The following is a 12,721-nucleotide window of genomic DNA, read 5'->3' as shown; positions in this document are numbered from 1 at the left end:
GCGGATGCCCTCCGGGATGGTGGCGCGGGAGTCAGCCGCCGCCGGCCGGTGCGGGCACGTTGAGCAGCTCGTAGCACGCGCCCATGGTGTGGTAATCGACCTTGCCGGCGGGGCTCTTCTCGTCGCTGTACTTGCGGTTGTCGCGGGCGAGGATGCGGTACCACGCACCGTATTCGTGGTCGACGAAGTGCTGCCACGAATACGCCCACAGCTTGTCGTGCCACGCGGCGTAGCCGGCATCGCCGGTACGCGCGTGCAGCAGGGCGGCGGCGGCGAGCGATTCGGCCTGCACCCAGAAATACTTGTCGTCGTCGCACACGCTGCCGTCGGGCGCGAAGCCGTAGCACAGGCCACCGTGCGTGTCGTCCCACGCATGCTTCACCGCGGTGTCGAACAGGTGGCGGGCGGTCGGCAGCAGCCAGCGTTCCTCGCGGTTGCGTTCCAGCAGCAGCGGCTCGAGGATCAGCAGCAGCTTGGCCCATTCGGTCTGGTGGCCGGGCTGGAAGCCCCAGGGGCGGAACAGGTGCTTGGGGTTGTCTTTGTTGTAATCCCAGTCGATGCGCCACTGCGTGTCGTAGTGCTCCCACACCAGGCCGTCGGCCAGCGCGGCCTGGCGGCGTGTCATGTGGTCGGCGAGCATGAGCGCGCGGTCGAGATAGCGCACGTCGTCGCTGGCCTGGTACGCGGCGAGCATTGCCTCGCACATGTGCATGTTGGCGTTCTGGCCGCGGTAGCTGCTGAAGTGCCAGTCGGCGTCGGCCTCGTCGCGGTACAGGCCGGCCTCGGCATCCCAGAACCGCCGTTCCAGCAACTCCCAGGTCTCGTCCATCCACGCGGAGGCTTCGGTGATGCCGGCCTTGACCGCGCTGGAGTAGGCCAGCAGCACGAAGGCGACGCCGTAGGCGTGGTTGGTGCGGTCTTCCGGCTTGCCGTCGCGGATCGTCCAGGTATAGCCGCCGGTCTGTGCATTGCGGTGCACCTCGCGCAGGTAGCGCAGGCCATGACGCACGGCGTCGTGGTATTCGGCGGCGAGCTTGGCATCGTCGGCGAACTCGATCGCCGCCATCGCGTAGTTGAAGACGAAGCGCGTGCTGCTCACCAGGTGGCGGTGGCTGCGGTCGTAGATCGTGCCATCGTCCTTGAAGTACTGGAAGAAGCCGCCGGCCGGGTCGATCGCGTGCGGGTGGTAGAACGCCATGGTGTCGGCGATGTGTCGGCGCAGGAAGGCGGGCGAACGGAAATCGGGCAGCGGCGTGGCGGGCAGGACGGAATGCATGCGTGGCGGACTCAGGAGTGTGATGCCATGAAGGCGTGGACTTCGTCGGTGGTCGGCAGCGAGGCGAACGAGCCCTGCCGCGTCACCGCCAGCGCTCCGGCAGCGGCGGCGTAGCGCAGCAGCGCGTGCAGGCGCGGCAGGGTGGCGACCAGCGCGTCGAGGTCGTGCGGGCCGACCTGCTGTTCGGTCAGTTGCTGCAGCAGGCCGCCGACGAACGCATCGCCCGCGGCGGTGCTGTCCACCGCGGGCACGCGGTAGGCAGGCAGCTCGCCCTCGGCGTCGGGATGGAACCAGCGCAACGGGTTCGGGCCGTCGGTGACCACCAGCAGGCGCGTGTTGCCCTGCCACAGGCGCTCCAGCATGTTGGCCTCGCCGTCCACCGCGAGCCAGGTGAATTCTTCTGCGCTGAGCTTCACCAGATCGGCCAGCTCCAGTGCCGGCCATACCTGCGCGCGCGCGTCGGCGTCTTGCGGCCACAGCGCGGGACGCAGGTTGAGGTCGAAACTCACCAGCGCACCGGCGGCGCGGGCGCGGCGCATGCCTTCGCGGGTGGTTTCCGCAGCCAGGGGTTCGGTCATGCTGTTGGAGCAGACGTGAAACACCGCGGTGTCGTTGAAGGCATCGGTGCGAAAATGCAGCGGCCGGAACAGCAGGTCGGCTGAAGGTGGCCGGTAGAAGCTGAAGCTGCGTTCGCCGTGCGCGTCCAGCGCCACGAAGGCGAGCGCAGTGTTCGCTTCGCCGGTGCGCGCCACGTCGCGGGTGTCCACGCCGGCGTGGTGCAGGCTGTCCAGCAGCATGTCGCCGAACAGGTCGGTACCCAGCATGCCGGCGAAGCGCGCCGCGCCGCCGAGCTTGGCGACTGCCACCGCCACGTTGGCGGGCGCGCCGCCGGCGAAGGGCACGAAGGCGCGTGGATAACCGTGCGGGTCGCGGCCCTCGGCATGGAAATCGATCAGTGCTTCACCGAAGCAGAGTACGGAATGCATGGGGCGGGATCACTTCGGGCTGGTGGCGAGGCCGCGGATCTTCGATCCGCGACGGCCGTAGAAGATGATGTAGGCGTAGCACAGCAGCGGCAGCACGAAGGCCGGGTGGATGCCGATGTGGTCAGCCAGCATGCCTTGCAGCTTCGGGATCACCGCGCCGCCGACGATGGCCATCACCAGCAGGCTGGAGGCCTTGTCGGTCAGCGGGCCGAGGCGCTCGATGCCGAGCGCGAAGATGGTCGGGAACATGATCGAGTTGAACAGGCCCACCGCCACGATGGTGTACATCGCCAAGCCGTGGTGGCTGAGCATGCTGGTCAGCACCAGCGCGCCGGCGATGGCGGCGAACAGCGCCAGCAGCTGGCGCGGATTGAAGCGGGCCAGCAGGAAGGTGCCGATGAAACGGCCGAGCATCGCGCCGCCCCAGTAATAGGCGACGTAGTCGGCCGCGTGGGCTTCGCTGATGTTGCCGATTTCCGGCTGCGACAGGTAGCTGATCAGGAAGCTGCCGATGGACACCTCGGCGCCGACGTAGCAGAAGATCGCAAGCACCGCGTAGGCGACGTGCGGAATGCGCAGCGCATCCCACAGCGAATGGCCGCCGTCGTCGGCGGCCGCCTGGTCCAGCCGCGTAGGCAGGCGCACCCACCAGACGAACAGCGCCAGCAGCACCAGCAGCGCGGCCAGCACCAGATAAGGCACCTGCACCAGCTGCGCCTGTTGCACGTGGTAGGCGGCGAGCTGCGCGTCGGTCAGCTTGCCGAGCTGGTCCGCGCCGAGGATGGTGCCGAGTATCACCATGCCGCCCAGCTTCGGACCCAGCGTGGTGCCGAGCGAGTTGAGCGTCTGCGCCAGCGTCAGCCGGCTGGACGCGGTGCGCTCCGGCCCGAGCAGGCCGACGTAGGGATTGGCCGCCACCTGCAGCACGGTGATGCCGGTGGCGAGCACGAAGAAGGCAGCCAGAAACAGGTCGTAGTTCCGCCACTGCGCGGCCGGCCAGAACATCGCCGCGCCGACGCCGGCGATCAGCAGGCCGGTCACCATGCCGAACTTGAAGCCGATCCGTTCCACCAGCCTGCCGGCTGGCAGCGACATCAGGAAGTAGGCGCCGAAGAAGACGAACTGGACCAGCATCGCCTGGGAATAGTCGAGCGTGAACAGCGCCTTCAGGTGCGGGATCAGCACGTCGTTGAGGCTGGTCAGGAAGCCCCACATGAAGAAGATCACCGTGCAGGACGCCATCGCCGCCGGGTAATCGGTGAAATGGCCGCTGTCGGTGCCGCGGCCGGCGGCAGGCGAAGATTGCGGTGCGGAGGCGAAGGCCATTCGTTTCCCCTGGGGCGGAATCAGGCGGCGGGCGGCGGGCAGCTGCTGCCGCGCACCACCAGCTGCACCGGGACGACAGTGCGCTGCGGCGTTGCCTGCGGGTCGCGCAGGCGTTGCAGCAGCAGTTCGGCCGCCTGGCGTCCGCGCGCGCGCGGCTTGGAGGCGAGTGTGGTGAGTGGTGGCGCGCTCAGCGCGGCCTCGGCGATGTCGTCGAAGCCGGTGACGGCGAAGTCGCGGCCCGGCTGCACGCCGCGCTGATACAGGCCCAGCATCAGGCCCAGCGCTACCGCGTCGTTGTAGCAGACCGCCGCGGTGGGCGCGGGCGTGTCGAAGAACAGCGCGCCGCATTGCGCCGCGGCATCCACGCGGTTCGGCGCACACTCGATGCGCCAGTGCGGCTCGATCGGCAGCCCGGCCGCCTGCATCGCCTCGACGTAACCCGCGTGGCGCTGCTGGCAGGAACTGGAGCTGGCATGGCCGCCGAAGAACGCGATGCGTTTCTGGCCCAGCGCGATCAGGTGCTCGGTGGCGAGCCGCGCACCGCGCTGGTTGTCCAGCATCAGCCGGTCCCAGGGCGCATCGGGCGAAGCTTCGCCGGTGAGTTCGCGGTTGAACAGCAGCAGCGGCGTGTGCATACCCACGGTGGCCAGCACCCGTGCGGCAGCGCTGCCTTCGGCGGGCGAGAGGATGATGCCGGCCGGGTCGTGCTCGAGCAGCGAGCCGAGCACCGCTTGCTCGCGCGCGATCGATTCACCGGTGCTGCCCAGCAGGGTGACGTAGCCGCCGCCGCCCAGCGCTTCGTCCACGCCGGTGGCGAACTCGGCGAAGAAAGGGTTGGCGAGATCGTTCAGCACCAGCGCGATGCTGGACGAGGTGCGCCGGCGCAGGTTGGCCGCGGCGCGGTTGTACACGTAACCTTGCCGGCGCAGTTCCTCTTCGACCCGCGCGCGGGTGAGCTTGTTGACCAATGGGCTGCCGCGCAGCACCAGCGACACCGTGGCACGCGACACGTCGCAGCCTGCGGCGATGTCGGTGAGGGTAACCTTGCGGTTGGCGTGAGGCGTGCTGTCCGTGGCCATGCTCGTCGTCGTGGTCGATTGGAACGATCAAAATGTACCGGAACCTGAACACAGATGGTTCCGCGATGCAACATGCATCGGTGCGTGGCCCGATGTTAGCGTCTGCAGCTTGGAACGATCCAAATTTCGATGCAAGGGGAGACTCATGAAACTGCATGGTCCACATGCCTGGCTGACGGTCGCGATGGCGACATCCTTGGTCCTGTTGTCCACCGGTGCCGCGGCGGCGAATGGCCATGCGGCCGCGGTCGATCCGCGCATCGGTACCGGCGGTGACGGCCACACCTTTCCCGGTGCCACCGTGCCGTTCGGGATGATCCAGCTCTCGCCCGACACCGCGATGCCCGATTTCAAGCACGCCTACAAGTGGGCCGCCGGCTACCAGTACGGCGACCCCACCATCATGGGCTTCTCGCACACCCACTTTTCCGGTTCCGGCCATTCGGACCTGGGCGACGTGCTGGTGATGCCGATCGCCGGCGAGGTGAAACTGGACCCGGGCGATCCTACCAAGCCGGGCAGCGGCTACCGTTCGCGCTTCAGCCACGCCAGCGAAGTGGAGCAGGCCGGTTACTACGCGGTGACGCTTACCGACTACGGCGTCCGCGCGGAACTGACTGCAAGCCGCCGCATCGGCTGGCACCGCTATACCTTCCCGAAGAACCAGCCCGCGCACCTGCTGCTGGACCTGCGTCCCAGCATCTACGACTACCCGGGCAAGGTGCTGTGGTCGCGCCTGCGCGTGCGCAGCGATGGCACCGTCAGCGGCTGCCGCACCACGCGCGGCTGGGCGCCGGGACGCGAGCTGTGCTTCGCGATGCGCTTCAACCAGACCATGGTCTCGCGCACGCTGTACGACCGCGAGACGGACGTGCTCTACAAGGGTTTCGCGGGGCCGGGCAACCAGCCCGAGGACCATGACGCCGAGAACGGCCGCGCGCTGGAGGGCGTGTTCGACTTCGGCAAGCTCGACAAGCCGCTGCTGGTGAAGGTGGCGATCTCGTCGGTGAGCGAAGCCAACGCCATCGCCAACCTCGACCAGGACGGCAAGGGCTGGGATTTCGACGCTCGCCGCGCCGACGCCACCGCGGCATGGAACAAGGCGCTGTCCGTCATTGACGTGGAGGGCACGCCGGCGCAGCGCACCGGCTTCTACACCTCGCTCTACCACGCGATGCTCGCACCCACGCTGAGCATGGACGTCAACGGCGAATACCGCGGCCCCGACCATCAGGTGCACAAGGCCCAGGACAAGGAAGGGACTTTCGACTTCTATTCCAGCTGGTCGATGTGGGACGTCTACCGCGCCGAGGAGCCACTGATGGTGCTGCTGTGGCCTGACCTCAGCACGCAGTTCATCCGCTCGCTGATCGCCGCGCAGCAGGACAGCCCGTTCGGCATGCTGCCGGTATGGGCGTACCAGGGCCTGGAGACCTGGTGCATGACCGGCTATCACGCGGTAGCGATCATCGCCGACGCCTACATCAAGGGCGTGCGCGGCTTCGATGCCGACCAGGCGCTGAAGGCGATGGTGTCCACCGCCACCTACGGCCCCTACGGCGACCTGGCCGACTACATGAAGCTCGGCTACGTGCCGATCGACAAGGAAACGGAAGCCGGTTCCAAGACCCAGGAATACGCCTACGACGACTGGGCGGTCGCGCAGATGGCCAAGGCCCTGGGCAAGCACGGCATCTACGCGACCTTCGAGAAACGCGCGGCCAACTGGCGCAACGTGTGGGATCCGAAGACCGACTTCATGCGCGCCAAGTTGAGCAACGGCCAGTTCCGCACCCCGTTCGACCCCACCTCCGCCGCGTACGGCAGCGACTACACCGAGGCGAATGCCTGGCAGTACTCGTGGTACGTGCCGCAGGACGTGGCCGGACTGGTCGCCGCCTATGGCGGCGACCAGAAATTCGTCAGCAAGCTCGACCAGATGTTCGACGCCAAGGTCGATCCGGCCATCTTCAAGAACGTGGAGGACATCACCGGCCTGATCGGCTGGTACGCGCACGGCAACGAGCCCAGCCACCACATCGCCTACCTGTACGACTATGCCGGCGCGCCCTGGAAGACGCAGCAGCGCCTGAAGCAGATCATGGACAGCCAGTACCACGACGGCCCGAACGGCCTGGTGGGCAATGACGATCTCGGCCAGATGTCGGCCTGGTACATCTTCACCGCGCTGGGCTTCTATCCGGTGACGCCGGCCAGCGTCGAGTACGCGATCGGCCGGCCGTTCGTGCCCAAGGCGGTGCTGCACCTGCCGAACGGCCACACGTTCACCATCGTGGCCGAGCATCTGGACGACGCGCATCCGTATGTCGGCCAGATCACGCTGAACGGCAAGCCGCTGGACCGGGTCTACCTGCGCCATGGCGACATCCTTGCCGGCGGCGAGCTGCGCTTCGTGATGCAGGCGGAACCGAACCGGCAGTGGGGCACGGCGGTGACGGCGCGGCCGACGTCGATGAGCGCCTACGGACCGTGAGCGGCCGCTTCGCCAGGCCGCTTCGCCAGGCTGGTGGCTGGCGACAAAACCTGCGCAGAATAGCCCGGTGCCCGGAACGGCCCGGGCGAGAGCCTCCGATGACGACCGTCCAATGAAAGTCAGGGGTCTGCTGCGCTGGCGCGTCGCCGGCTTGCTGCTTGCGATGGTCGTCATCGTGGCGCTGCCGTACCTCGCCACGCGGGTGATGGCCGACGAGACGCAGCAGGCCAATCTCTGGCTCAACCACGCCAGCACGGTCAAGGCGCTCACCTACCGCATCGCCTACCTGATCCGCGACAGCGAGGCGGCGAGCTACCGCATCCTCGCCGGCGATGGCGACGAGCCGGCCGAGCTGCGTGCCAGTGGCGCCAAGGAGCAGGTGCCGGCACTGCTGGCGCAGTTGCGCAACCTGACCCGCGACAACCCCGACCAGCAGGCGCGCATCGGTGCGCTGGAGAGTGTCACCAACGGCCGCATCACCCTGGTGGACCAGGCGCTGGCGCGGCTGCACAAGGGCGATGCCGCCGGCGCGCGGCAGTCGCTGCGCGACACCGGCGACCTGTTCCACATGCACGTGCTGATCGACGGCATCGCGCAGACCGAGGACCGCCTGCTGGCCGAGCGCACCCGCGACGTCGCGCAGCAGGTGGCCCGCAGCCAGTTCGTGCTCGGGCTCACCGCGCTGGCGCAGCTGGTGCTGCTGATCGTGGTGGTGATCTCGTCCGAGCGGCAGATCGGCAAGCGCCAGCTGGCGGAAACCCGCGAGGGCCGCGCGGTGCTGCGTTCGCAGATGATCGTGCAGGCGGTGCGCGAGCCGATCGCGCTGTTCGACGAGCAGCTGCGCAGCCTGCTGGTGAATGCCGCCTTCAGCGAGCTGTACGGGATGGACCCGAAGCACCACCGCGCGCTGCCGCTGCCGCAGATCGGCGACGGCGCCTGGAGCGACAGCGCGCTGCAGCAGCGGCTCAACGACGTGCTGCTGCGCAACCGCGAACTGTGGGATTACGAACAGGTGCAGCGCACCGCCGACGGCGTGGACCGCCACGTGGTGATCAACGCGCGGCGCATCCAGCAGCAGGACAGCGACGCGCAGGCGCTGCTGCTCACGGTGAGCGACGTCACCGCGCGCGCGCTGGCCGAGCAGAAGGTCAACGAGCTGAACCACCAGCTGGAAGGCAAGGTGGTGCAGATCTCCGACGTCAACCGCGAGCTGGAGGCGTTCAGCTACTCCGTCTCGCACGACCTGCGCGCGCCGCTGCGCCACATCGCCGGCTTCGCGCGCAAGCTGCGCCAGCACCTGGGCGAGCGGGTGGACGAGACCGGCAGCCACTACCTCGACGTGATCAGCAACTCGGCGCAGCGCATGGCGCAGCTGATCGACGACCTGCTGGTGTTCTCGCGCCTGGGCCGCGGCGCGCTGCGGTTGCAGCCGGTGGACATGCAGTCGCTGGCCGAGGAGGCGCGCGCGCTGTGCGAGGCGGAGGCGCCGGGCCGGCGCCTCGCGTGGTCGATCGCGCCGCTGCCGATCGTGGTGGGCGACGAGAACATGCTGCGCACGGTATGGCAGAACCTGATCGGCAACGCGGTGAAGTACACCGGCCAGCGTGAGCTGGCGCACATCGCGGTGGACGTGCAGCGCAGCCGCAACGGCGACTACGAGTTCACGGTGAGCGACGACGGTGCCGGCTTCGACATGCAGTATGCCGACAAGCTGTTCGGCGTGTTCCAGCGCCTGCATCACGCCTCGGATTTCCCGGGCAACGGCATCGGCCTGGCGAATGTGCGGCGCATCCTTGCCCGCCACGGCGGTCGGGTCTGGGCCGAGGCCGAGCCGGATCGCGGCGCGCGCTTCCACTTTTCACTGCCGGCACGGGATCTGTCCGGCACATCATCTGAGAGGACCCCATGATCAATCGCTACATCCGCACCATCCTGCTGGTCGAGGACAGCATGGCCGACGCCGAAATGTCGCTGGACGCGTTGCGTGAGGCCAACCTGGCCAACCCGGTGGTGCATCTGCAGGACGGCGTGGAGTGCATGGACTGGCTGCAGTGCCGCGGCGCATGGGCCACGCGCGAGCCCGGCAATCCGGCGGTGGTGCTGCTGGACATCAAGATGCCGCGCATGGACGGCCTGGAAGTGCTCACCCGGATGCGCGCCGACGCGAGGCTGCGGCGCATCCCGGTGGTGATACTGTCCTCCTCGCGCGAGGAGAGCGACCTGGCGCGCAGCTGGGACCTCGGCGTCAACGCCTACGTGATCAAACCGGTGGACGTGGACCAGTTCTTCACCGCGGTGCGCACGCTGGGGCAGTTCTGGGCAGTGCTGAACCAGGCGCCGGAACAGGACTGACGTGGCGGCCACGAGACAAGGGGAAAGGTACATGCATGGCTCGCACGCTGGCGATACACGCCTGATCCGGGTGCTGCTGGTGGAGGACAACCGCAACGACGCCGAGCTGGCGCTGGCCGAGCTCGACGACGACGGGATCGTCCATGAGGCGCGGGTAGTCGACAACGAGGAGGCGTACCTCGTTGCGCTGCGCGAGTTCATGCCCGACATCGTGCTGTCCGACCTCAGCCTGCCGGGCTTCTCCGGGCAGCGCGCGCTGGAGCTGCTGCGCCAGCGCGACGCGGACCTGCCTTTCATCTACGTCTCCGCCACCTTGGGCGAAGAGGCCGCGATCGAGGCGCTGCACAACGGCGCCACCGATTACATCCTCAAGCAGAACCCCGCGCGCCTCGCCAGCGCGGTGCGCCGTGCGTTGACCGAGGCCGCCGAGCGGCGTGCCAGCCATCGCGCCCAGACCGAGCTGATCCGCGCGCAGCGCTTCGAGAGCCTGGCGATGCTGGCCGGCGGCCTCAGCCACGACCTGCGCAACCTGCTGCAGCCGCTGCTGCTGGCGGGCGAGAGCCTGCGCGACCACGCCGACGATCCGCAACTGGCGCGGCTGGGCGCGCTGGTGCGCGACTGCGGCAAGCGCGGGCTGGACATGGTGCAGTCGATGCTGTCCTTCGCCCGCGGCGCGCGGCGCGCCGAAGAGGTGAGCCTGGGCGGGTTGATGGATGCACTGGGCCTGCTGCTGCAGGGCAGCGTGCCACGCGCGATCCGCATGGAGATGGCGGTCGATGCGCGGGACCTCGCGTTCGCCGGCAACCACACCGAGTTGCAGCAATGCCTGCTCAATCTCTGTCTCAACGCGATCCAGGCGATGCCGGAGGGCGGCGAGCTGCGCATCGAGACAGCACAACTGCGGCTCGACGCGGATTTCTTCCTGGCCGGGGAGCAGCCGCACCCCGGCCGGTATCTGCGCCTCAGCGTGGTCGACAACGGCCCCGGCATGAGCCGCGAGGTGCAGGCGCGGCTGTTCGAGCCGTTCTTCACCACCAAGGAGCACGGCACCGGGCTGGGTCTGTTGTCGTGCCGACGCATCGTGGCCAGCCATGGCGGCGTGATGCGGGTGGACAGCGAGCCGGGCCGCGGCACCCGCTTCGACCTGTACATCCCGCTGCAGGAAGCGGCCGCGGATGCAGCCGATGCGAATGGCGACGACAGCGACAGCCTCGAAGGCGCCGCCGAGCGGGTACTGGTGGTGGCCGAGGTGGCCAGCGAGCTGTCCCTGCTCAGCGACACGCTGGACGCTTGGGGCTACCAGGCCAGCGCCAGCCAGAGCGGCACCGCCGCTCTGCAGTGGATCGGCGCACACGGACTGCCCGACCTGGTGCTGATGGACGCCGACATGAACCTGTTCACCGGCGTGCGCACGCTAGGCGCGCTGATCGAGCAGGGCTACGCAGGCGCGGTGGTGATGCTGGTACGCCCGGACGCGCCGCCGCAGCTCGACGAGCTGCCGCCGCTGCCGCGCCTGCACGTGCTCGACAAGCCGGTCACCACGCGGAAGCTCCTGCGCACGCTGAGGTTGGCGCTGGTAAGCGCCGCAGGCTGACGTGTCTCAATGCCCTCTCCCCTTCGGGGAGAGGGTTGGGGTGAGGGGTGGGTGCTTGCCTCAGCCGTTCGCGCGACGCCGACCGACCGATTCGCCCAGCCGGCGCAGCGCGGCATGGACGCGTGGACTGCCATAGGTTTCCCGGCTGTCGCGATGCACCCGCCGCACGCGGTCGATCAGGCGCGCATCCTCCAGCGTGCGTTCGCTGGCGGGCCGATTCCGCCAGGCGTAATAGCCGCTGGCACTGACGCCGAACAACCGGCACAGACACCTCACCGGGTAGTGCGCTTGCTGTTGCTCGATGAAGGCGAAGCGTTCGCTTTTCGAGCGGAAGTGAACGCGATCGCTTTTTTTAAAAGGTCATGCTCGATCTTCAGTTGCTCGTAGGCCTTCTTCACCCGGCGCAACTCCTTCAGCTCGGCGGGCACCGCCGGATCGACTGCCGCACCCTTCGTCATGATCAAACCCTCGCGCGCCTGTTTGCGCCAACGAGACAGCATGAAGGGATGGATGTAAAGCGACGCGGCGACGTCCTGCACGCGCACGCCGGGCAGCTGGCTCAAGCGCACGGCCGTGGCCTTGAAGTCGTGACTGTATCGCGCGGTAGTTCGGGGGCCTGGCTTGGGCATGGGACACTCCTGAAAAGTTAGTTCAGGGTGTCCACTAAAGCGGAGGAACTATCCCGTCCGCCTTGAACGAGTTGTTAGCGGCCGCCCGAAAGCAACGCTACTTTGACCCAAGGATGATCTTGATCTTGTCTCTCGGCAATGTAGCCATCTTGCATATCGGCACAGGCGTTGATTGAAGGGTCGTGACTGGTTAAATGCCCAATACCGACATTGTGGAAATCCTCGGTTCCACCGTGGTCGTGCTGCCCACAGGAAAAATTCCAGTAACCCTCATCGTGTGCCACGAGCAAGATTGGCCTCGACTTGTCGAAGATGTGGCAGCAGACGATGACCCCTAAGTTCGATGGCGAAAATTTCATGACCGCTAACGCTTGAGTTAAGCGGCGGCGAAGCCGTCCGCCTTGAACGAGTGGTTAGTGCCCAGCGCGCAGGGCCGCCCGGAATACTTTTTCGGCCATGTCAGCAGGATACACCACTTGATCGTAGTCATATTTGCCGTCCTCATATTGAACGACAACGACTCGCTCGCCATCGTTGATAGGAAGAGCACAGGGCGAGATGGCGAAAATCTCACCAGAAGCTTTTCCGCGAAGAACCTTAGTGACTTTGACCCTCACATTTAGGTGCGGGCGCTCATCAGACCAGCGAGAGCTGACAGCTGTGCCAACGAAAAGGCCCTTTGATTCGCGTGCCATCGACTCGTCCGGATAAGCTGAACTACATGCCAACACATAGCTCGGCAAAGCCAAAGCAACGATTGTGAGGGCGAGTAGAAGAGTTCTCATGGGCACTAACGCCTGAGTTAAGCGGCGGTGTAGCCATCCGCCTTGAACGAGATGTTAGCTCGCTTCCGCTTGCTATCTAATTGTACTGAAAAGTCACGCTTACGAGCGATGGGCTAGCCCTCCCTTGCCGCTCTGCAGGGGACCATTTCGTTTCGAGTATTTCCTGTCGCTCTTGGGGATTGAGCTTTATCCCAACGGGA

General features: G+C 67.1%; 12 protein-coding genes. 4 read left to right on the top strand and 8 right to left on the bottom strand.

Annotated features, from left to right (window positions below; all coding sequences use genetic code 11):
* Positions 1-31 precede the first annotated feature (31 nt).
* The 4 genes from ABQJ54_RS13165 to ABQJ54_RS13150 all read right to left on the bottom strand — a co-directional run bounded on the left by ABQJ54_RS13165 (position 32) and on the right by ABQJ54_RS13150 (position 4,667).
* Positions 32-1,276 carry an AGE family epimerase/isomerase gene (locus ABQJ54_RS13165; RefSeq protein WP_367854768.1) on the bottom strand — a complete coding sequence of 415 codons (1,245 nt, stop codon included), beginning with the start codon at positions 1,274-1,276 and terminating at the stop codon, positions 32-34.
* Between the two features lie 11 nt (positions 1,277-1,287).
* Complete coding sequence (locus tag ABQJ54_RS13160; protein ID WP_367854767.1) at positions 1,288-2,262, bottom strand: carbohydrate kinase family protein; 975 nt, start codon at positions 2,260-2,262, stop codon at positions 1,288-1,290.
* Positions 2,263-2,271: 9 nt separating this feature from the next.
* A complete protein-coding gene (fucP, locus tag ABQJ54_RS13155) occupies positions 2,272-3,504 on the bottom strand; it encodes an L-fucose:H+ symporter permease (protein ID WP_367854905.1) in 1,233 nt (410 codons plus the stop codon).
* A gap of 104 nt (positions 3,505-3,608) precedes the next feature.
* Positions 3,609-4,667 carry a LacI family DNA-binding transcriptional regulator gene (locus tag ABQJ54_RS13150; protein WP_367854766.1) on the bottom strand — a complete coding sequence of 353 codons (1,059 nt, stop codon included), beginning with the start codon at positions 4,665-4,667 and terminating at the stop codon, positions 3,609-3,611.
* Between the two features lie 184 nt (positions 4,668-4,851).
* Between ABQJ54_RS13150 and ABQJ54_RS13145 the strand changes: the two genes are divergently transcribed.
* The 4 genes from ABQJ54_RS13145 to ABQJ54_RS13130 all read left to right on the top strand — a co-directional run bounded on the left by ABQJ54_RS13145 (position 4,852) and on the right by ABQJ54_RS13130 (position 11,107).
* Positions 4,852-7,161 carry a GH92 family glycosyl hydrolase gene (locus tag ABQJ54_RS13145; RefSeq protein ID WP_437343360.1) on the top strand — a complete coding sequence of 770 codons (2,310 nt, stop codon included), beginning with the start codon at positions 4,852-4,854 and terminating at the stop codon, positions 7,159-7,161.
* Positions 7,162-7,273: 112 nt separating this feature from the next.
* Positions 7,274-9,070, top strand: a complete 1,797-nt coding sequence (locus ABQJ54_RS13140; RefSeq protein WP_367854764.1) for a sensor histidine kinase — start codon at positions 7,274-7,276, stop codon at positions 9,068-9,070.
* Positions 9,067-9,513: a response regulator gene (locus tag ABQJ54_RS13135; protein WP_367854763.1), complete on the top strand. Its 447-nt coding sequence runs from the start codon at positions 9,067-9,069 to the stop codon at positions 9,511-9,513. Before ABQJ54_RS13140 ends, ABQJ54_RS13135 begins: the two co-directional genes overlap by 4 nt.
* A gap of 31 nt (positions 9,514-9,544) precedes the next feature.
* Positions 9,545-11,107, top strand: a complete 1,563-nt coding sequence (locus tag ABQJ54_RS13130; RefSeq protein WP_367854762.1) for a response regulator — start codon at positions 9,545-9,547, stop codon at positions 11,105-11,107.
* A gap of 60 nt (positions 11,108-11,167) precedes the next feature.
* Here the strand turns inward: ABQJ54_RS13130 and ABQJ54_RS13125 are convergent, their stop codons facing one another.
* From ABQJ54_RS13125 to ABQJ54_RS13110, 4 genes are all read right to left on the bottom strand, one after another.
* The gene (locus ABQJ54_RS13125) at positions 11,168-11,365 is read right to left on the bottom strand and encodes an IS3 family transposase (protein WP_367854761.1); all 198 of its coding nucleotides are present in this window, start codon (positions 11,363-11,365) and stop codon (positions 11,168-11,170) included.
* Positions 11,366-11,379: 14 nt separating this feature from the next.
* The gene (locus tag ABQJ54_RS13120) at positions 11,380-11,736 is read right to left on the bottom strand and encodes a transposase (protein ID WP_367854760.1); all 357 of its coding nucleotides are present in this window, start codon (positions 11,734-11,736) and stop codon (positions 11,380-11,382) included.
* A 74-nt stretch (positions 11,737-11,810) separates the two neighbouring features.
* A complete protein-coding gene (locus ABQJ54_RS13115; RefSeq protein WP_367854759.1) occupies positions 11,811-12,095 on the bottom strand; it encodes a hypothetical protein in 285 nt (94 codons plus the stop codon).
* A gap of 54 nt (positions 12,096-12,149) precedes the next feature.
* A complete protein-coding gene (locus ABQJ54_RS13110) occupies positions 12,150-12,521 on the bottom strand; it encodes a hypothetical protein (protein ID WP_367854758.1) in 372 nt (123 codons plus the stop codon).
* Between the last annotated feature and the right edge of the window lie 200 nt (positions 12,522-12,721).

The sequence above is a fragment of the Rhodanobacter lycopersici genome, assembly GCF_040812335.1.
Lineage (GTDB): Bacteria > Pseudomonadota > Gammaproteobacteria > Xanthomonadales > Rhodanobacteraceae > Rhodanobacter_A > Rhodanobacter_A lycopersici.
The sequence above is the reverse complement of the archived record's forward strand: the minus strand, read 5'-3'. Positions and strand labels throughout refer to the sequence as shown.

What these genes read in the sequence shown, in the direction of transcription:
- ABQJ54_RS13165 (WP_367854768.1), bottom strand. Translation starts at nt 1,276, where the DNA reads ATGCATTCCGTCCTGCCCGCCACGCCGCTGCCCGATTTCCGTTCGCCC.
- ABQJ54_RS13160 (WP_367854767.1), bottom strand. Translation starts at nt 2,262, where the DNA reads ATGCATTCCGTACTCTGCTTCGGTGAAGCACTGATCGATTTCCATGCC.
- fucP (WP_367854905.1), bottom strand. Translation starts at nt 3,504, where the DNA reads ATGGCGTCCTGCACGGTGATCTTCTTCATGTGGGGCTTCCTGACCAGC.
- ABQJ54_RS13150 (WP_367854766.1), bottom strand. Translation starts at nt 4,667, where the DNA reads ATGGCCACGGACAGCACGCCTCACGCCAACCGCAAGGTTACCCTCACC.
- ABQJ54_RS13145 (WP_437343360.1), top strand. Translation starts at nt 4,852, where the DNA reads ATGGCGACATCCTTGGTCCTGTTGTCCACCGGTGCCGCGGCGGCGAAT.
- ABQJ54_RS13140 (WP_367854764.1), top strand. Translation starts at nt 7,274, where the DNA reads ATGAAAGTCAGGGGTCTGCTGCGCTGGCGCGTCGCCGGCTTGCTGCTT.
- ABQJ54_RS13135 (WP_367854763.1), top strand. Translation starts at nt 9,067, where the DNA reads ATGATCAATCGCTACATCCGCACCATCCTGCTGGTCGAGGACAGCATG.
- ABQJ54_RS13130 (WP_367854762.1), top strand. Translation starts at nt 9,545, where the DNA reads ATGCATGGCTCGCACGCTGGCGATACACGCCTGATCCGGGTGCTGCTG.
- ABQJ54_RS13120 (WP_367854760.1), bottom strand. Translation starts at nt 11,736, where the DNA reads ATGCCCAAGCCAGGCCCCCGAACTACCGCGCGATACAGTCACGACTTC.
- ABQJ54_RS13115 (WP_367854759.1), bottom strand. Translation starts at nt 12,095, where the DNA reads ATGAAATTTTCGCCATCGAACTTAGGGGTCATCGTCTGCTGCCACATC.
- ABQJ54_RS13110 (WP_367854758.1), bottom strand. Translation starts at nt 12,521, where the DNA reads ATGAGAACTCTTCTACTCGCCCTCACAATCGTTGCTTTGGCTTTGCCG.